The sequence below is a fragment of the Hymenobacter siberiensis genome, from assembly GCF_018967845.1.
GTDB classification, from domain to species: Bacteria; Bacteroidota; Bacteroidia; order Cytophagales; family Hymenobacteraceae; genus Hymenobacter; species Hymenobacter siberiensis.
Genome location: NZ_JAHLZZ010000001.1, coordinates 2,152,222 through 2,170,696, shown reverse-complemented (window position 1 = coordinate 2,170,696; position 18,475 = coordinate 2,152,222). Strand labels below are relative to the sequence as shown.

The window sequence follows — 18,475 nt, the reverse complement described above, 5'->3', positions numbered from 1 at the left end:
AACACACTTTTTTTATGTGACTGTCATGTGATTTTGCCTTTTATAACGTGCCCGCCTCCCCCGCCCCCCTGCCCTACCTTGTTTTCGATTTCGACAGCACCTTCACCCAAGTCGAAGGCCTGGACGAGCTGGCCGATATTGCCCTGGCCGGCCGCCCCGACGCGGCCGAGCGCGTGGCCCAAATCCGGGCCCTCACCGACCAGGGTATGGCCGGCGAAATCGGTTTCCAAGAGTCGCTGGCGCGGCGGCTGGCGCTGCTGGGGGCCAATGAGCGCCACCTCGCGCCGCTGGTGGCCCGCCTCAAAACCAAGGTGAGCGAGAGCATCCGGCGCAACGGCGACTTCTTCCGGCGCTTCGCGGATAGGATTTACGTGGTGAGCAGCGGCTTTCGGGAGTTCATCGAGCCGGTAGTGGCCGAGTTCGGCATCACGCCCGGCCACGTGCTGGCCAACACCTTCACCTTCGATGCCGAGGGCGACATTACCGGCTGCGACCCGGCCAACGTGCTGAGCCGCGACGGCGGCAAAATCCGCCAGCTGGTGCTGCTCAATTTGGACGGGCCTGTGTACGTGCTCGGCGACGGCTACACCGACTACCAGATTCGCGAAGCAGGGCTGGCCCACCGCTTCTATGCTTACACCGAGAACGTTAGCCGCCCCACCGTGGTGGCCCAGGCCGACGAAGTGCTGCCCACGTTCGATGAGTTTTTGTACCAACTAAGACTTCCCATGACTTTATCATACCCCAAAAACCGCATCAAGGTGCTCCTGCTGGAGAATCCGGATGCCCGCGCCGCCGAGCTTTTCCGCCAGGAAGGCTACCAGGTGGAGGAGGTGAAAGGCGGCCTCGACGAGGATGAGCTCATTGCCCGCATCGAGGGCGTGAGCCTGCTCGGCATCCGCTCGAAAACGCAGGTAACCCAGCGCGTGCTCGACGCCGCCAACCGACTTGTCGGCATCGGCGCATTCTGCATCGGCACCAACCAGATTGACCTCACCGGGGCCATGAAAAAGGGCGTGGCCGTGTTCAACGCGCCGTTTTCGAACACCCGCTCAGTGGTTGAGCTCACCTTGGCCGAGCTGATTGTGCTGGCCCGCCGCATCCCCGAGAAGAATCCCAAAATGCACCGGGGCGAGTGGGATAAATCGGCCAGCGGCTCGTTCGAAATTCGGGGCAAAACGCTGGGCATCGTGGGGTACGGCAACATCGGCTCGCAGCTTTCGGTAGTGGCCGAAGCCGTGGGCATGAAGGTGATGTACTACGACATGGCCGAAAAGCTCCAGCTCGGCAACGCCGTGAAGGCCCGCACGCTGGAAGAACTATTGGCCCAATCCGACGTGGTGACGCTGCACATCGACGGCCGCCCCGAGAACGAGAACTACTTCGGCGAGAAGGAATTTGCCCAAATGAAGCCGGGTGCCCTGTTCATCAACAACGCCCGCGGCCATGTGGTAGATGTGCCGGCCCTGGCGGCGGTGCTGCGCAGCGGCCACCTCGGCGGCGCGGCCGTGGATGTATTCCCCCACGAGCCCAAAACGAACAACGAGAGCTTCGAAAGTGAGCTGCGCGGGCTCACCAACGTGCTGCTCACGCCGCACATCGGCGGTAGCACGACCGAGGCCCAGCGCAACATTGCCGAGTTCGTGCCCGAGCGGCTGATGCAGTACATCAACACGGGCAACACGCAGCAGTCGGTCAATTTCCCCAATATTCAGCTGCCCACGCAGCAGGCCCACCGCCTCATCCACATTCACGCCAACGTACCCGGCGTACTGGCCAACATCAACAACGTGCTGGCTGCCCACCAGGTCAACATCCTGGGCCAGTACCTGAAAACCAACGAGCACATCGGCTACGTGATTACCGACATCAACCGCGAATACGACCACGACGTGATTCAGGCCCTGCGTGCCGTAGAGCATACCATCAAGTTCCGGGTGCTATACTAGAAAGCAGGCATTCCGGTGCAGAACGAATCGGTGACACACGCTGAGCAATTCCCCTGGATTCCCCTATCCAACTGGTGCGTGGAATGCCGGAATGAAAACCCCTCAAAACGAACACGGCCCCGGCACTCCTTGCGGAAGCATGGGGCCGTAAGGCTACGCTACGCCGGGTTTTTCCGGATGATGTAAAAGCTCATCTCCCGGCGAGTCACAAACCCCAGGTGATGGTATAGCTTGATGGCCCGAACATTATCAGATTTTACGTGCAGAAACGGGATACCCGTTGCCGCCACAATGCGCTGTGCCTGAAGCAGAATGAGCTGGCCGGCATAGCCCCGGCCCAGGTGGCCAGGATGGGTGCACACGGCGCTGATTTCAGCATACGGCTCCGGATGCATGCGCTGCCCGGCCATCGCCACCAGCTCAGGGCCTTCAAAAATGCCTTCGTAATGCCCAAACGCAAGAGTATTGGGCAAAAACGGTCCGGGCTTGGTTTGTTTGGTGAGAGCCAGCATGGCGGGCACGTGCGCTGGCCCCAACCGGATGGGCGGCGGACCCGACAAAACGGCCGCTGCCGGCTGCTCCTGCACCATTTGCCCTATCTGTAGTTGCTGCACCACCTGCCATTGGGCCGGAATAGCCATTGGAACCGGGCTCACCACGCCCAGCACGCGGCCGGCGGGCACCAGCGCGTGCAGCAACCCAAAAGCCTCCGGCGTGAAAGCTTCGAACCCGACAAACGGCGACACATCTTCCGCAAAGCACTTCACCGATGCCGGACCCTGGGCCAGGGCGCTATTGCCCGAAATCAGCGCGTTCCAAACGGGGTTATCGAGTAGGTGGGCCATGGCAGTTACGCGTTTTGCGCGCAGCCAAAAGTAAGTACTGTGGCTATTTGCACGGCCGCAACTCGCAGAACTGGCACGGACGACAAAACCCAGGATGCGCTACTGCATAGCGAACAAAAAAGCGCTAATGTTTCCGAAAGAGTCCCGTTTACAGCCGCTCGCGCACCTGGCGCAGCACCCGTTCTACCTCGTTGCGCATGGGGCCGCTCTCCACTACATGGTTGTTGTTCATGAACGTGAAAGCCAGCAGCCGGCCGCTTTTGGTGCGCAGGTAGCCGCACACGTTCAGATTGTTGCTGAGGGTGCCGGTTTTGCCCCACACCCAGGGACCGGTGGCATCGTGGTAGCGCTTGCGCAAAGTGCCCTGGCCGCCGCCGGCCGCCAGCAGGCTCAGCAGGCGGCGCTCGGGCACTTCCTGGTGCAGCTTGAGGAGCAGGCCGGTGAGGGTGCGGGGCGTGACGAGGTTGAGGCGCGACAGGCCCGAGCCATCGACCCACAAAACCGGGTCGGACAGCGTGCTGAGCAGGCTTTTGCGGGCGTAGCGTATCACGCGGCCGGTGCTGAGCGAGTCGCGGTAGCCGATTTTGGTGCTGCACATCAGCAGCAGCTGCTCGGCCAGGAAATTATCGCTCACGCGCAGCATACGGCGGTAGAGGGAGTCCACGCGCAGCCCGTGGAGCGTGCGGATGGAGTCCTGCCCGGGCCGGGGCCGCCAGATGGCGCTACTAGTGGCCCGGCGCAGGGTGTCGCCCAGCAGCCGCAGCATCAGCCCGCGGCTCGTCATGAAGGGCGTTTCATCGACCCACCTGCGGGCGGTGGGCAGCACGTAGAAGCGGTTTTCGTGCAGCGCGCGGATGATATGCGTGTCGGCATCGAGGCCGGGTGTGCGCAGGTCGGCCGGGGCCGGGGCCACCAGCAGCGCAAAATAGCGCGGCAGCACCCGGATGCGCGACTGCGGCACCAGCCCCGGCCGCACGGCTGCCACGCCGCCGTGGCGAACCGGCGCGGGCGGCGTGGCGTAGAAGCGCACCGTATTGCCGTAAATCGGGAAGGCCGTGCGCTCGGCCTGGAAGTAGTAGCCGTAGTCGTCCCAGGTCCAGCCCGGGCCGAAGGGCGCCACGGTGGCTATGTCGCAGTAGGCCAGGGTGTGCTCCGGCCGGTTCAGCAGGAAGCTGAAGGCGCGGCGGCTGGGCACGTCGCCGTGCAGCAGGGTGGGGTCGCCGGTGCCCTGAAAAAACAGGGTGTCGCGGCGGCTGAAGTAGCGCAGGCTGGGCAGCGAATCGGTGAGGATGTGCAGACCGGCGTAGAGGCTGAACAGCTTCATGTTGCTGGCTGGGGTAAAGTATTTGGCCTCCTGATAGCCATAGAACGGCCGGGTGCTGTCGGCGTAGGCCAGGCTCATGCCCACCTGGTGCTGGCGCAGAATGGGCGAGGTGGCCAGCAGCGAATCGAGCCAGGGCAGCGGCTGGCCGGCCCGCACCGCCAAAGGCACGCCAGCCGGCTTATCGGAGACCGACTGGGCGCAGGCCGATAATTGGGTAATGCCCAAAGTGAGCAGCAGGAAATAGAATGGGCGTAGCATCGGCCGCAACTTACGCAGCAAATGGGGCTGGGGTGGCTTTTTGATTAGTGATTCAGGTTGGACGCATTTAAATGGAGTCATGGGCCTCCATTGTCTCACAGGGCATTTTAGGCTTTAAAAAAGCGTCAGGTCCAAAATGAAAAAGTGCCCTGGTAGGCTGGATTCAGTCCTCAAAATTTATATACGTTCAACCTGTTAGTAATTAGCGGTTTTAATATCACACAGCAAAAACGCCATGCCGAGCGCAGCCGAGGCATCTCGCGTGTGGTAGCAATTCAATCGTCAGGATTAATGGTGGCACGCGAGATGCCTCGGCTGCAATCGGCATGGCGTTCTGAAAAATCAAAATCTGCCCCCGCCCTGTTCTTGTCAACTTTTCCATCATACGAAGAAATCAACCCCTGAATTATGTCCACCCACGCCTTATTCGCGCCCTTCGCGCTGAAATCCCTCCATCTCAAAAACCGCATTGTGATGGCTCCCATGACCCGCTCCTTCTCGCCTAACGGCGTGCCGGGCACCGATGTGGCGGCCTACTACCGCCGCCGCGCCGAGGGCCAGGTCGGCCTCATCCTCTCCGAGGGCACCGTGGTGGAGCGCCCGGCCTCGTCCAACGACCCCAACATTCCGCATTTCTACGGCGAGCAGGCGCTGGCCGGCTGGCAACACGTCATCAATGAAGTGCACGCTGGCGGGGGCAAAATGGGCCCGCAGCTCTGGCACATGGGCGTGATGAGCGAGCACCGCTCGGGCTGGAAGCCGTCGGAAAACTTCGAAGGCCCCTCCGGCCTGCTCAAGCCCGGCGAGGCCACGGGCAAGACCATGACCGAAAATGACATCGCCGACACCATTGCCGCCTTCGGCCGGGCCGCCGCCGATGCCCAGCGCCTGGGCTTCGACTGCCTGGAGCTGCACGGGGCGCACGGCTACCTCATCGACCAGTTTTTCTGGGCCGGCCTGAACCAGCGCACCGATGCCTACGGCGGCGATGCCCTGGCTGGCCGCAGCCGCATCGCCGTGGAGCTCGTGCAGGAAGTGCGCCGTCAGGTGGGCGAGGATTTCGTCATCAGCCTGCGCCTCTCGCAGTGGAAGCAGCAGGACTACGAGGTGAAGCTGGCCCACACACCCCAGGAAATGGAAGCCTGGCTGCAGCCCCTGGCCGAGGCCGGCGTGGATATTTTCCACTGCTCACAGCGCCGTTTCTGGGAGCCGGAATTCGAGAATGAAGGCTCCGATTTGAACTTTGCCGGCTGGGTGAAAAAGCTCACCGGCAAAACCACCATCACCGTGGGCTCGGTGGGCCTGTCGGGCGAATTTCTGGCCGGCTTCGCGGGCGAAGCCTCCGAGCCGCGCGCCCTCGATGAGCTGCTGCGCCGGCTGGACCGCAACGAATTCGACCTCGTGGCCGTGGGCCGCCAGCTGATTGTGGACCCGAACTGGGTGGAGAAGATTCAACAGGGCCGCTCCGAAGAGCTGAAAGGCTATAGCCGCGAGGTCCTGCGCACGCTGGTGTAAGCCCGGCAGTTTGTTTTTTCAGTAGCGCGGATGGCAAAGTCCGCGCTACTTTTTATCGCTCAATGTGCTTCACCTTGGCCTCGTCCAAATCGAGCTGGGCTTCCTGCTGGCGCAACACCTCGTCGTCGTACGAGTCGTGGTGGCGCAGGTTCGTCAGGGCCTCGCGCTCTACCCGCAGCACGTCGAGCAGCACGCGGTGGTACTGGCGCAGCGCATCGCGCCCCGATTGGTCGGCATCGAGCGAATTGAGGGTATGGCTCGTGAGGCTCACCTCGGTTTCCATGCGCTGATGGAGGCGGGCAACCAGCTCATTGCTCTGAATTTCAACTCCGTATTTTTTCTGCATGTACTTCACGGCGGCCGTGCGCAGGTGTAGGCGCACGCTGGCTTCCTGCTCTTCGAGCGGGTCACGGTCTTCCAGGGCTGCCACTTTGGTGAGGCGAACGATGAGCGGCAGCGTGAGGCCCTGCACCACCAGCGTGACCAGAATGACCACGAAGGTGATAAACAGGATGAGATTGCGCTGCGGGAAAGCCTGCCCGTTGGCCAGCAAAGGCACCGACAGGGCCGCCGCCAACGACACCACCCCGCGCATGCCGGCCCACCCCAGCACCAGCGGCCCCTGCCAGCCGGGGCTGGGCTCGCTCGCCCGCACGCTCCGGCTCAGCCAGCGCGGCAGGAAGGCCCCCGGATACACCCACAGCAGCCGCACACCGATAACGACGCCACTCATAATCAGCCCATAAATGATGGCCTGCCACAGGGAGTAGTTCCCTAGCCCATTCACCACAATGGGCAGCTGCAGGCCAATAAGCATGAATACCAGCGCATTAAGCATAAATATCAAGCTCGACCACGAGCTATTGGCCTGCAGGCGCGTGTTGGCATCGAATACCCGGTGCGAGAAATACGACATCAGCAGGCCCCCGCTCACCACGGCCAGCACCCCCGATACCTTTAGCTCCTCGGCCAGCAGATACATCACGTAGGGCGTCATAAACGTGAGCACCGTGTTGATGTTGGCCGTGGTGGGCAGGTACTTATGAACGAGGTAGAAGCCGCCCGCCACCAGCAGCCCCACGGCCAGCCCGCCCCCGGCCACCAGCAGGAAGCTCACCGCCGCCTGCTGCCACACAAACGTGCCCGACACCGCCGCCGCCAGGGCAAACTGAAATACAATCAGGCTGCTGGCATCGTTCAGCAGCCCCTCTCCTTCTACGATGGAGGTGATGCGCTTGGGCACGCTCACGTCTTTGAGCACTGTGGCGGCGGCCACGGCATCGGGCGGCGAGATGATGCCGCCCAGCAGAAAGCCCAGCGCCAGCGTGAAGCCCGGAATGAGCCAGTGGGCCACCATTGCCACAACGCCCGACGTGAAAACCACCAGCCCGAAGGCCAGCAGCATAATGGGCCGCCGCCAGCGCCAGAAGTCGTGCCAGGGAATGTACCAGGCCCCCTCGTAGAGCAGCGGCGGCAGGAAGACCAAAAAAATCACTTCGGGCGCAATCCGCACTTCCGGCAAGCCCGGCACAAAGCTGATGCCCAGCCCGCCCAGCACCAGGAAAATCGGATAAGAAATACCGAGCTTCTGCCCCAGCATCACCAGCAGAAACGTTGCAAAGAGCAGGGCAAGCAGGAGCAGGAGGCTGGAGTGCAGCATGGGCAGTGGGTTGGGTTTAACAACCCAAAGAAACGCCAGCCAGCTTGCGCCCGCGCAAAGTCGGGCCGGGCAAGCCCCTCATGCAGAGTTGCAGAACGTGCTTACCCAGCGATGCTCCTACCTGGTGCCAGAGCCGCCGGCCCACCGTCGGACGCTTGGGCCGGTCGAAAAGCACCACGTAGAGCACCCCGAGCAGGGGCGTGAGCAGCAGGGGCGTTAGCAGCCGCAGGTGCCAGTAGTGAACCGGGCTCAGCCCCCAGGCCTGGACGAGGTGATTGGTAAAATGCGCCATTACTAAATATATACATTTTCCATAAATTCTGCAATCGTTCCCGAGCAATTCTGCAATCCTTTGTTCATACTGCCCCAATGTTTTTTCAAACGGCAGTATCTGCCCTGGCCCCATGAGCTTAGCGGGGCCCGGCAGGCTGCCGGGTCCTGTTTGCCAGACCCGCCCTGCGCAGATTTTTGGGCGTACCAAATTCGGCTGCCGTACTTTTGACCCCCGTCATGCCCGAACGCTCCAACCCCTCCCCCAGCGCGTCGGCAGCGAAATACATTTTCGTTACCGGCGGCGTCACTTCTTCACTCGGCAAAGGAATCATTTCCGCCTCGCTGGCCAAGCTTTTGCAGGCCCGCGGGTTCCGAGTCACCATCCAGAAGTTCGACCCCTACATCAACATCGACCCCGGCACCCTCAACCCGTACGAACACGGCGAGTGCTACGTGACCGACGACGGGGCCGAAACCGACCTCGACCTCGGCCACTACGAGCGGTTCCTGAACACGCCCACCTCGCAGGCCAACAACGTCACCACCGGCCGCATCTACGACCACGTCATCCGCCGCGAGCGCGAGGGTGCGTTCCTCGGTAAAACCGTGCAGGTGGTGCCCCACATCACCGACGAGATTAAGCGGCGTATGCTGCTACTGGGCCAGAACAGCCAGTTCGACGTGGTGATTACCGAAATCGGCGGCTGCATCGGCGACATCGAGAGCCTGCCCTTCGTGGAGGCCGTGCGCCAGCTCCGTTGGGAATTGCCCGATGCCGACTCGCTGGTTATTCACCTCACGCTGGTGCCGTATCTGAAGGCCGCCGGCGAGCTCAAAACCAAGCCCACCCAGCACTCAGTGCGCGACCTGCGCGAGGCCGGCCTCCAGCCCGACATCCTGGTGTGCCGCACCGAACACCCCATGCCGGCCGAGATGCGCCGCAAAATCGCGCTGTTCTGCAACGTGAAAATCAACTCGGTTATCGAAAGCCTCGATGCCGACAGCATCTACTCGGTGCCGCTGCTCATGCGCAAGGAGGGCCTCGATGAGCGGGTTATCAAGCGCCTGAAGCTGACCGGCGGCACGCTGCAGCCCGACCTGGAAGCCTGGAAAGATTTCCTCGGCAAGCTAAAAAACCCCACCGAGGAAGTGACTATTGCCCTGGTAGGCAAGTACGTGGAGCTACCCGACGCCTACAAATCCATCAACGAAGCCTTCGTGCATGCTGGCGCTCAAAACGAGTGCAAGGTGACGGTGCGCAGCATCCAGTCCGACAATATCACGCCCGAAAACATTGCCGGCCTGCTGCACGGCTGCGATGGCGTGCTGGTAGCGCCCGGCTTCGGCGAGCGCGGCTTCGAGGGCAAAATCGCCGCCGTGAAATACGTGCGGGAGAATAATATTCCTTTCTTCGGCATCTGCCTGGGCATGCAGGTGGCCGTGGTAGAATACGCCCGCAACGTGCTGGGCCTGCCCCATGCCAACTCGACCGAGATGGACGCTCTCACGCCCAACCCCGTGGTGGCCATGATGGAAGAGCAGAAAAACGTGACCCTGAAGGGCGGCACCATGCGCCTCGGGGCCTACGCCTGCGACCTGCGCCGGGGCTCAAAAGCCGCCAAAGCCTACGCCCGCAACCACATCAGCGAGCGCCACCGCCACCGCTACGAATTCAACAACCAGTATCTCAAGCAATTTGAGGATTCGGGCCTGCAAGCCACCGGCACCAACCCCGAAACGGGCCTGGTGGAGGTAATTGAGTTGCCCTCGCACCCCTGGTTTGTGGCCGGCCAGTTCCACCCCGAGCTGAAAAGCACCGTGGAAAATCCGCATCCGCTGTTCGTGCGTTTTGTGCGGGCCGCCATTCAGCATAGGAAAGGATAAGTGGCCGCGATTACAGGCAGTCGCCTGTCATCCTGAACGCAACGAAGGACCTTATCACCGCCAAGCAGTTTGCTGTAATGGGAAACCATGCAAACGCGATAAGGTCCTTCGCTGAGCGGACGCCAGATGAAGGATGACAGGCGACTTCATTCTTAATTCCTCATTCTTCCTTAAGCGCAGCGTCCCGCCGTACCTTTGCCCCTTCGCAACCTTTTTTACTAATGGATAGAAATTCAGCAACCGGCCTATTCCTTATCTCGGCCTTGCTCCTCGTGTACCTGTTCTTCTTCAGCCCGAAGAACCCCGACGAAAAAGCCACTGGCAAAACACCGCCCGGGACTACCGCCGCTACCAAGGCCCCGGCCATTCCGTCCGTAGCCGCCCTGGCTCCGGAAGCGGCTCTCGACACCACGGCCGGCGCAGCCAAGGACATGAGCCTGGCCAACGAAAACATCACCGTCACTTTTTCGACCCGTGGCGGCCGCGTCACGGCCGTGCGCCTGAACAAATACAAGACGTTCTTCGGCAAGCCGCTCGATTTGTTCGATGCCACGAGCGCCCGCATGGACACCAAATTTCGGACCGTAGATGGCAAAACCATCCGGTTTTCGGATTTGAACTTCCAGGCCGTTCCTTCGCAGTCGGCGGCCGGCTCGGTGCTCACGTTCAGCGCGCCGGTGGCGGGCGGCAGCATCGTGCAGACCTACTCACTGCCCGCCAACAGCTTCGAGCTGAAGTACGACCTGCGCCTGCTGGGCCTGGAGCGCACCGTGGCCCAGGAGCCGCTCACCTTCACCTTCGTGGACCAGGTGCGCCAGACCGAGCAGGACCTCAAACAGAACCGCAACCACACCACCATCAACCACTACCTGGCCGCCGGCGACCAGGGCGCGCTGGCCGAGGCCAGCGAGAAGCCCGAGGAATACAAGGCCGCCGGCCCCGTGAAATGGGCGGCTCACAAGCACGACTTCTTCGTGGCCGGCCTCATCGCCGACCAGCAGCCATTCGCGGGCGGCGCGTTCAACGCCGACGTGAACCTGGAAGACTCCACGACCATCAAAACCCTGAGCTCGACGCTGACCATTCCGGTGGCCGAAGTGGAGCAGGGCCGGGGCCAGTACCGCTTCTTCTTCGGCCCGAACGCGTTCAACCTGCTGAAGCAGGTAACGCCGGAGTTCGACCGCAACGTGTACCTCGGCTGGGGCCTCTTCCGCTGGGTGAACCGCTTCGTGGTGCTGCCGGTGTTCCACTTCCTGGAGCAGTTCATCTCGTCCTACGGCGTAATCATCGCGCTACTGGTGCTGCTTATCAAGCTGGTAACGTGGCCGCTCACCTACAAAACCTACGAGAGCCAGGCCCGCATGAAAGTGCTGAAGCCGGAGATTGATGAGCTGAAAGCCAAGCACGGCGACGACGCCACCAAGGTGCAGCAGGAAACGATGAAGCTGTACCAGGAATTCGGCGTGAGCCCCCTGAGCGGCTGCGTGCCCACCCTGCTCACGCTGCCGATTCTGTTCGCCATGTTCCAGTTCTTCCCGAACGCCATCGAGCTGCGTCAGCAAAGCTTCCTGTGGGCCAAGGACTTGAGCAGCTACGACGTATTCATCAAGCTGCCCTTCTACGTGAAGTGGTACGGCGACCACGTCTCGATGTTCACCCTCATGATGACGGCTTCGACCCTACTCATGACCTGGCAGAGCAACCAGACCAACACGGCCATGCAGGGCCCGATGAAGACTTACAGCTACCTGATGCCCATCATCTTCCTGTTCGTATTGAACAGCTTCGCGGCGGGCCTCACCTGGTACTACTTTGTGTCCAACGTCATCACCTTCGCCCAACAAGCCGCTACCAAGGCGTTCGTGGACGACACCAAAATCCGCGCCCAGCTCGACGCCAACAAAATCAAGAACAAAGACAAGAAGCCCGGCGGCATCCAGGGCCGCATTGCCGAGGCGATGAAGGCCGCGCAGGAGCGCGAGGCGCAAGCCAAGCGCAAATCGTAGCCAGCACTGCTACTATTTGAACGTCATGCTGAACTGCGTTCAGCATGACGTTTTTGGTTTAACTAATTCTAAAAGCCGGCAATCCGAAACCATAGGCACGGTTTTCGTATTGCCGGCTTTTTATTGCCATCTTTCACCCCAATCTTTCTGCACCCCAACCGCCATGCGCCATTTCTCGCTCCTGCTGCTGCTCAGTGTCTTTAGCCTCAGCTTCATGCTGCCCGCCTGTGCCCAGCGTGTGCCCACCAAAAAAGCAAAGGCGAAAACAGCCGGCCAAACGACCGTAGCTCCCGTTCAGGCGGCCACTCCTGCGGCCGAGGGCCCCGTTATCACCTTCGAGCGCACGCCCTGCTACGGCATCTGCCCGACCTACACCATGCAGGTGTATGCCGATGGCCGCGTGGCCTACGAAGGTCGCCGCGCCGTGCCAGTGCTGGGCAAGCACGACCTGAAACTGTCCGCCGCCGCCGTGGCCGATATGCTGCGCCAGGCCAAAGAAGCCCACTTCGATACATTCGATAAGCGATACTCGCGCAATACCTCCGACCTGCCCAGCACCGTCGTAGCCATCCGCCAGCCCAACGGCACGCTCAAAACCGTAACGGTTGAGGAAGGTGCCCCCGAAAACGTGAAAAACCTCTTCATTTATCTCGGCAACCAGTTCGACCAGCTGGCCCAGCTGAATGGCATAGAGAAGTAGTAATAGCGGCCCAGGCTGATAACGCCATGAAGCATCCGGTTACGTCTGAACCACTCGTTCGGACGTAACCGGATGCTTCATGGCGTTATCAGCCTGGGTGTTTGATTGGCGCGGCCACCAGTGCCATTACCGGAACACTGCTCGAAAAGCCCGCAGCGCCACCGGATGGTAAATGGTGGCGTGTATTTCCTGTGGCATGGCCTCGTAGTGCCAGTGGCCGGCGCAGGGGCCAGCGGCCTGCACCAGCTGGAGCGTGGCGGCCGTATCGCCCTAGCTGCTGGTAGCCAGGTAGGCGCTAACGGCCGGGCGGCCGGGTGCCTTCAGCCGGGTAGCAGCCTCTTTGGCCAACTGGCCATTGTTCCACCACAGACTGAGGTCGAAGGCGAGGTAGGCATTGAAAAGCTGGGGCTCCAGCAGCAGGGTTTCGACCACGAACAGGCCGGCCAGCGACTCGCCCACAATAGCCGTTTCGGCGGTGGTGCGGTAGCGCTGCCGCACCTGCGGCATCAGCTCCTCGCGGATAAACTGCCGGTAGGCGGCCGAGCCACCCACTTTGGGCGCGATTTTGCGGTCTTCGGCGCTGGTGGTGGGGCCGGTGAGGTCGCGGCGGCGCTGGGTATTTTCGATGCCAACCAGGATGAAGGGCCGCATGGTACCGTTGCCGGTCAGCACCTGCACCAAGCCCGCGATGTGCAGAAAGTCCTCCCCGATTCCGCCATCGGGCATGTACAGCACGGGCAGCCGGATGGTCGCGGAGTCGGTATAGGCCAGCGGCAGGTACACGTTGATGCGCCGGGTTTCGCCCAGCGCTTTCGATTCGAGGGTAAAGGTTTGGCCGATGGTCAGCGGGCTGGCGGCGGCAGTCGCCCTGGTGGCCTGCGCGCGCACGCCTTGCTCACCGGCCACTGCCAACACCACTGTCGAGAGCAAAACCAGCAAATTCCGCATCGCCAACACCGTTTAATTTAATGTGAATGGTTACTCCTTACGCACCCGCTCCAGCAGCAGCTGGTTCATGGGATTCGGGGTGAGGCCACGCACGTTGTTCTGCGTCAGGCGCACTACCTCGTCGTAATAAAGGCTGATAACGGGCGATTCTTCTACCACAATGCGGTCCATGGCCTGGTACAGCGCCGTGCGTTTGGCCACGTCCTGGGTGCGGCGGGCTTCGTCGTAGAGCTTGTCGTAGGCGGCATTTTTGAAGTGGGTTTTGTCGGGGCCGGCGGGGCTGAAGTTGGGGCTGTAGAACAGCGCCAGGTAGTTTTCCGCGTCGGGATAGTCGCCCAGCCAGCTTTTAGCGAAGAAGGCCACCCGGCCGTTGTCCACCAGGTCCTGCTGCGCGGCCGATTGGTTGATGTCAATCTGCACCTGCACGCCCACGTTGGCCCATTGTTTCTGCATGTATTCGCCCAGCTCCTTACGTTCCAGCACGGTGCTAAGGCGCAGTTTCAGGGGGCGCTGGGGGCCGTAGCCAGCGGCGCGCAGCAGCTGGCGGGCCTTCTGCGGCTGGTAGGTGTAGCCGGGCACCTCTTTTTCGGAGAACGAGGGCAGGGCGGTGGGCACGAAGCCCGAGGTGCCGGCGTGGCCCACCCGGTTCAGCAGGTAGGTCAGCATTTCGGGCTTGTTGAGGGCGTAGTTCAGGGCCTGGCGCACGCGCTTGTCGCGCAGGGCCCGGCCCTGCACGGCCTGTTCCCCAATCAGGTTGGCCGAATCTAGCTGAAAACCCAGGTACTCGGTGTTCAGGTATGGCGCTTTCTGCACCGTGAACTTGCCCTGGAAATCGGCCCGGATGGTACCATCGGGGTGCATAATGAGGTCGCGCGAGCCCGCCCGGATGCCCGACAGGAAATCGAGCTTACCCTGCATAAAGGTCAGAAACTCCGTTTTGCGGTCGGGCAGAAAGCTCACGGCCACGGCATCCAGATACGGCAGTTTGCGGCCCTGCTGGTCGGTGCGCCAGTAGTTGGGGTTGCGCTCGTAGAGCAGGATATTGCCTTCATCCCAGAGCTTGAACCGGAATGGCCCCGTGCCCACCGGATGCTCGCGGAAGTCCTTGCCGTATTTCTCGACCGCCTCGTGCGGCACCACGTAGGCATAGGGCATGGTGAGAATGCCCAGAAACGGAATAAACGGCTCCTTTAAGTGAATGCGCAGCGTGGAGTCGTTGGCCGCCACGAAGGCCGTGTCGCTGATGCTGCCATCGGGTTTCTCCAGCACCTTGCCCCGAAAAATCCAGCCGCCCGAGCTGGCCGTGGCCGCATCTAAAATTCGTTTGAAGCTGTAGACGTAGTCGGCCGCCTTCACTTCCCGGCCCTTGCCGCTGGCAAAAACGTCGCTGTCGTGAAACCGCACGCCCGGCCGCAGCACGAAATTATACGTCCGCCCATCGGGCGAAATCGTATAGCGGCGGGCCAGCGCGGGCACCGGCAACAGCGTCGAATCCAGCTCCATCAACCCGTTGAATAGCTGCGACACCGCCCACGAGTTGGCCTGGTTGCGGGCAAAAGCGGGGTCGAGCGAGGACAGGGCTTCGGGCTGGTTGTAGCGGAACACGCGGCGCTCATCGGCGGCCGGGCGGGCCGCGTCGTGGCAGCCGGCCAGCACCAGCGCGCCCACCGAAAGTCCAAACAGTTTAGCCGAGCAGCCAGCCCAACGAACCAAAAAAGGGGCCATGCGAACAGGGAAAGAATGTATCTTTGTGCAATGCTACGGCAGGAAAGTTTCTCGTTTCTTGTTTCTGGTTTCTTGTTTAGTAGTGCGGGCTCAGTGGGCCAGCACCCAAAACGACCATTAACAAGCGACTAGAAACCAGAAACTAGAAACTAACTCCAATGGGAAAAATCATCGCGGTAGCCAATCAGAAAGGCGGCGTGGGCAAAACCACTACCTCCATTAACCTCGCGGCGTCCCTGGCCGCCCTGGACTACCGGACCCTGCTCGTCGACGCCGACCCCCAGGCCAACGCCACTTCGGGCGTGGGCTACGACCCCAAGGACATCCAGAACAGCATCTACGAGTGCATGGTGGACGGCATTAATGCCCGCGACATCATTGTGCCCACCAACATTCTGCCCCACCTCGACCTCATGCCCTCCCACATCGACCTGGTGGGGGCCGAGGTGGAGATGATAAACCTGCCCAACCGCGAGGAGAAAATGAAGGAGGCCCTGCGCCCCCTCGCCGACGAGTACGATTTCATCATCATCGACTGCTCGCCCTCGCTCGGCCTCATCACCGTCAACGCCCTTACGGCGGCGCATTCGGTTATCATCCCGGTGCAGTGCGAATATTTCGCCTTGGAGGGCTTGGGTAAGCTCCTGAATACCATCAAAATTATTCAGAGCCGCCTCAACACCGAACTCGAAATCGAAGGCATTCTGCTCACGATGTACGACGTCCGCCTGCGCCTCAGCAACCAGGTGGTGGAGGAAGTGCGCATGCACTTCCAGCAGTTGGCCTTCGATACCATCATTCCCCGCAACGTGAAGCTGAGCGAGTCGCCCAGCTTCGGCATCCCCGTCATCCTGCACGATGCCGAGAGTAAAGGCTCTATCAGCTACCTCAACCTGGCCCGCGAAATCGTGGAAAAGAACAGCGTGGAAGCCACCGAGGAAACGGCGGAGGACGAGCGGATTTAGGGTTTGATTTTCGGTTCAGATTATGATTGATAGACGAACCGACCCGGCTGCTTGGGCAACTTTTATGTACGAGTTAGAGGATGCGCAAGAGCATCTATCAAACTTGTGCAAAAAACTGTATAACAACTGTGAATACGGCGAGATTGAACTCCAAATTGATATCGCCCACGTCTATTCCCATCTGAATCGGGCTTGGAATGGAAGGAATGCCACAGAGAAACAATCTGATGATGCATCACTTTGGCGCCAATGGAGCCGATTCCCAACTGATGTAGAACCTCTATAAAGATAATCTGAGCAGTTGAAAAGCCCCAGCGGGGCGACATATCGGTAGCAACTCCAGCTTCTCCAGATTCTTAAAGCCCCAGCGGGGCGGCATTCGTTGAACGAGTGTCGCCCCGCTGGGGCTTCGCCATTCTCACGCCCTGGTTTTGCTACCGATATGCCGCCCCGCTGGGGCTCAAATCTAACTGTATTAAAGCCTAATTTCAACCTCAACCGCTCGCCCCAAACTTATCGGCTTGCCCTTCGCCCAACAATCCGTAATTTTGACATCCGTTGCCGAGTGCCTTTTATGGGCCCGGCCGATGAACTATGGCTTTAGAGAAGAACGAAGAGAAATTGCAAGCTGCCCTGGCCGCCGCCGCCGCAGTGAAACGCAAGAGCGGGCTGGGCCGGGGCCTCAACGCCCTGATTGAAGGCAGCTACGAGAAAAAAGGCGACCGGCCCAACTCCGGCGACCGGCTCGTGTCGCACCCCGTCAATTCGGTGGGCTTCATTTCCGTCGAGCACATCGAGGCCAACCCCTACCAGCCCCGCACGCACTTCGATAAGGAAGCGCTGCAGGAACTGGCCGACAGTATTAAAATTCAGGGCATTATTCAGCCCGTAACGCTGCGCCAGCTCGGCACCAACTCCTACCAGCTCATCAGCGGCGAGCGCCGCCTGCAGGCCTCCAAACTGGCCGGCCTGGATACGATTCCCGCCTACATCCGCAAGGCCGACGACCAGCAGATGCTGGAAATGGCCCTGATTGAGAACATTCAGCGCGAAAACCTGAATGCCATCGAAATTGCCCTCAGCTACCAGCGCCTGCTGAGCGAGTGCAACCTGCGCCAGGAAGAGCTGGGCGACCGCGTAGGCAAGAACCGCACGACCGTGACCAACTACCTGCGCCTGCTGAAGCTGCCGCCCGATGTGCAGATTGGCCTGCGCGATGCCGAAATCAGCATGGGCCACGCCCGCGCCCTCATCGGCCTCGACGATGCCAAGCTGCAGGTCGAGCTGTTTCGCAAAACCGTGGCCGAGGAGCTCTCCGTGCGCCGCGTGGAGGAGCTGGTGCGCAACGGCTACGGCCGCAACGGCACCGAGGCCAAGCCCAAGACCGACGGCGATGCCACGCCCGCGCCGCCCGCCGTGCCGGTGGCCGAAATCCGCCGCGCCGAGCGCCACCTCACCGACCGGTTTGGCTCGCGCGTGCAGGTGCGCCCCACGCCCAAGGGCAACGGCGAAATCAAAATCGCCTTCGATTCGGTGGAGGATATGCAGCGCATTCTGCACATTCTGCAGCCATCGTAACCCGTCCGTATTGGTGCCCGCGCCCGTTAGGGGGCGCGGAGCACGCTAAATACCGGCCCTTGCCGTTAGCTGGTTTGTTATGAAAAAACGGATTTCCTTTCTGGCCTTTGCTGGGTTGCTTCTGGGTAGCCTGCTGGCCAGCCACGCTGGCTACGCGCAGGTATTCGACCCGAACCCGGCGCCCACTCGTACCCCGGCCGCCATTCTGGCCGACACCACCGAGCGCCGGGAAGTGGTGGTGACGCCCGCCGCCAAGAGGCAGAAAGCCGCCGCCGACTCGGCCAAGCGCACCGAGCACATGTTCCGCGCCTTTGGTTTCAAAGGCATCCGCCTTACGCGGCCCGGCAAGGCGGCCATGCTGGCCCTAGTGCTACCCGGCGCGGGCCAGATTTACAACCACCGCTACTGGAAGCTGCCGCTGGTGTACGGTGCGTTGGGCGGTGTGATTTACGGCGAATGGTATTACCAAAAGCACTACCATGATTTTGCCTACGCCTACAATGAGGTAACGTCCGGCCGAAAAAAAGTACTCGACCCGGAATTTAAAAGCGGTGCTGAACTAGTGCGTAGCAGAGAGGGTCTCAACAGCGGCGTGATATTCTACCGGGGCTACCGCGACATTTTCTACCTCTACATTGGCCTGGCCTACGGCCTGCAAATCGTGGATGCGCTGGTTGATGCCCACCTCCAGGATTTTGACGTGAGCGATGACCTGAGCCTGCACTGGGAACCCCGCATGCTAGCCGTGCCCGGGCAAACGAGCTTCCTGCCCACGGCCCCGGGCGTCATGTTTGCGCTGCGGGTGAAATAAGCATTCCGGCCACTTTCCCCTCTCCATCTGCCAG

14 protein-coding genes are annotated in these 18,475 nt (G+C 61.2%); 8 read left to right on the top strand and 6 right to left on the bottom strand.

The genetic code is table 11. The features are described 5' to 3' along the window. Positions 1-47: 47 nt before the first annotated feature. Positions 48-1,949, top strand: a complete 1,902-nt coding sequence (gene serA / locus KQ661_RS09330; RefSeq protein ID WP_216686253.1) for a phosphoglycerate dehydrogenase — start codon at positions 48-50, stop codon at positions 1,947-1,949. A 158-nt stretch (positions 1,950-2,107) separates the two neighbouring features. Here the strand turns inward: serA and KQ661_RS09325 are convergent, their stop codons facing one another. Both KQ661_RS09325 and KQ661_RS09320 read right to left on the bottom strand, forming a co-directional pair. Further along, positions 2,108-2,794, bottom strand: a complete 687-nt coding sequence (locus KQ661_RS09325; protein ID WP_216680369.1) for a GNAT family N-acetyltransferase — start codon at positions 2,792-2,794, stop codon at positions 2,108-2,110. A gap of 148 nt (positions 2,795-2,942) precedes the next feature. Further along, positions 2,943-4,376 carry a D-alanyl-D-alanine carboxypeptidase gene (locus tag KQ661_RS09320; RefSeq protein ID WP_216686252.1) on the bottom strand — a complete coding sequence of 478 codons (1,434 nt, stop codon included), beginning with the start codon at positions 4,374-4,376 and terminating at the stop codon, positions 2,943-2,945. Positions 4,377-4,784: 408 nt separating this feature from the next. On the opposite strand from KQ661_RS09320, the gene KQ661_RS09315 reads away from it, so the two are divergent. Further along, positions 4,785-5,891, top strand: a complete 1,107-nt coding sequence (locus KQ661_RS09315) for an NADH:flavin oxidoreductase (protein ID WP_216686251.1) — start codon at positions 4,785-4,787, stop codon at positions 5,889-5,891. A gap of 52 nt (positions 5,892-5,943) precedes the next feature. Here the strand turns inward: KQ661_RS09315 and KQ661_RS09310 are convergent, their stop codons facing one another. Then, complete coding sequence (locus KQ661_RS09310) at positions 5,944-7,551, bottom strand: Na+/H+ antiporter (RefSeq protein ID WP_235726953.1); 1,608 nt, start codon at positions 7,549-7,551, stop codon at positions 5,944-5,946. A gap of 16 nt (positions 7,552-7,567) precedes the next feature. Beyond that, positions 7,568-7,843, bottom strand: coding sequence for a hypothetical protein (locus KQ661_RS09305; protein ID WP_216686250.1), 276 nt, complete (start codon positions 7,841-7,843; stop codon positions 7,568-7,570). A gap of 218 nt (positions 7,844-8,061) precedes the next feature. Here KQ661_RS09305 and KQ661_RS09300 point away from each other — a divergent pair, with 218 nt between their 5' ends. From KQ661_RS09300 to KQ661_RS09290, 3 genes are all read left to right on the top strand, one after another. Beyond that, on the top strand, positions 8,062-9,708 hold the full coding sequence (locus KQ661_RS09300; protein WP_216680365.1) for a CTP synthase: 1,647 nt from the start codon (positions 8,062-8,064) through the stop codon (positions 9,706-9,708). 221 nt (positions 9,709-9,929) lie between these two features. Then, entirely contained in the window at positions 9,930-11,714 is a 1,785-nt protein-coding gene (gene yidC / locus KQ661_RS09295; protein WP_216686249.1) for a membrane protein insertase YidC, read from the top strand. 163 nt (positions 11,715-11,877) lie between these two features. Continuing rightward, on the top strand, positions 11,878-12,414 hold the full coding sequence (locus KQ661_RS09290) for a DUF6438 domain-containing protein (RefSeq protein WP_216680363.1): 537 nt from the start codon (positions 11,878-11,880) through the stop codon (positions 12,412-12,414). Between the two features lie 270 nt (positions 12,415-12,684). On the opposite strand, the gene KQ661_RS09285 is transcribed toward KQ661_RS09290, so the two are convergent. After that, positions 12,685-13,362: an alpha/beta hydrolase gene (locus KQ661_RS09285; RefSeq protein ID WP_216686248.1), complete on the bottom strand. Its 678-nt coding sequence runs from the start codon at positions 13,360-13,362 to the stop codon at positions 12,685-12,687. Between the two features lie 30 nt (positions 13,363-13,392). After that, positions 13,393-15,087, bottom strand: coding sequence for an ABC transporter substrate-binding protein (locus tag KQ661_RS09280; RefSeq protein WP_216686247.1), 1,695 nt, complete (start codon positions 15,085-15,087; stop codon positions 13,393-13,395). A 158-nt stretch (positions 15,088-15,245) separates the two neighbouring features. Here KQ661_RS09280 and KQ661_RS09275 point away from each other — a divergent pair, with 158 nt between their 5' ends. The 3 genes from KQ661_RS09275 (at position 15,246) to KQ661_RS09265 (ending at position 18,441) form a co-directional block, all read left to right on the top strand. Then, a complete protein-coding gene (locus KQ661_RS09275; RefSeq protein WP_168674432.1) occupies positions 15,246-16,052 on the top strand; it encodes a ParA family protein in 807 nt (268 codons plus the stop codon). Positions 16,053-16,646: 594 nt separating this feature from the next. Continuing rightward, positions 16,647-17,630, top strand: a complete 984-nt coding sequence (locus KQ661_RS09270) for a ParB/RepB/Spo0J family partition protein (RefSeq protein ID WP_216680360.1) — start codon at positions 16,647-16,649, stop codon at positions 17,628-17,630. Between the two features lie 79 nt (positions 17,631-17,709). Beyond that, entirely contained in the window at positions 17,710-18,441 is a 732-nt protein-coding gene (locus KQ661_RS09265) for a DUF5683 domain-containing protein (protein WP_216680359.1), read from the top strand. Positions 18,442-18,475 lie beyond the last annotated feature (34 nt).

Bases quoted from the DNA above. Each gene is read 5' to 3' on its own strand.
- KQ661_RS09325 (WP_216680369.1), bottom strand. From the start codon at position 2,794: ATGGCCCACCTACTCGATAACCCCGTTTGGAACGCGCTGATTTCGGGC.
- KQ661_RS09320 (WP_216686252.1), bottom strand. From the start codon at position 4,376: ATGCTACGCCCATTCTATTTCCTGCTGCTCACTTTGGGCATTACCCAA.
- KQ661_RS09315 (WP_216686251.1), top strand. From the start codon at position 4,785: ATGTCCACCCACGCCTTATTCGCGCCCTTCGCGCTGAAATCCCTCCAT.
- KQ661_RS09310 (WP_235726953.1), bottom strand. From the start codon at position 7,551: ATGCTGCACTCCAGCCTCCTGCTCCTGCTTGCCCTGCTCTTTGCAACG.
- KQ661_RS09305 (WP_216686250.1), bottom strand. From the start codon at position 7,843: ATGGCGCATTTTACCAATCACCTCGTCCAGGCCTGGGGGCTGAGCCCG.
- KQ661_RS09300 (WP_216680365.1), top strand. From the start codon at position 8,062: ATGCCCGAACGCTCCAACCCCTCCCCCAGCGCGTCGGCAGCGAAATAC.
- yidC (WP_216686249.1), top strand. From the start codon at position 9,930: ATGGATAGAAATTCAGCAACCGGCCTATTCCTTATCTCGGCCTTGCTC.
- KQ661_RS09290 (WP_216680363.1), top strand. From the start codon at position 11,878: ATGCGCCATTTCTCGCTCCTGCTGCTGCTCAGTGTCTTTAGCCTCAGC.
- KQ661_RS09285 (WP_216686248.1), bottom strand. From the start codon at position 13,362: ATGCGGAATTTGCTGGTTTTGCTCTCGACAGTGGTGTTGGCAGTGGCC.
- KQ661_RS09280 (WP_216686247.1), bottom strand. From the start codon at position 15,087: ATGGCCCCTTTTTTGGTTCGTTGGGCTGGCTGCTCGGCTAAACTGTTT.
- KQ661_RS09275 (WP_168674432.1), top strand. From the start codon at position 15,246: ATGGGAAAAATCATCGCGGTAGCCAATCAGAAAGGCGGCGTGGGCAAA.
- KQ661_RS09270 (WP_216680360.1), top strand. From the start codon at position 16,647: ATGGCTTTAGAGAAGAACGAAGAGAAATTGCAAGCTGCCCTGGCCGCC.
- KQ661_RS09265 (WP_216680359.1), top strand. From the start codon at position 17,710: ATGAAAAAACGGATTTCCTTTCTGGCCTTTGCTGGGTTGCTTCTGGGT.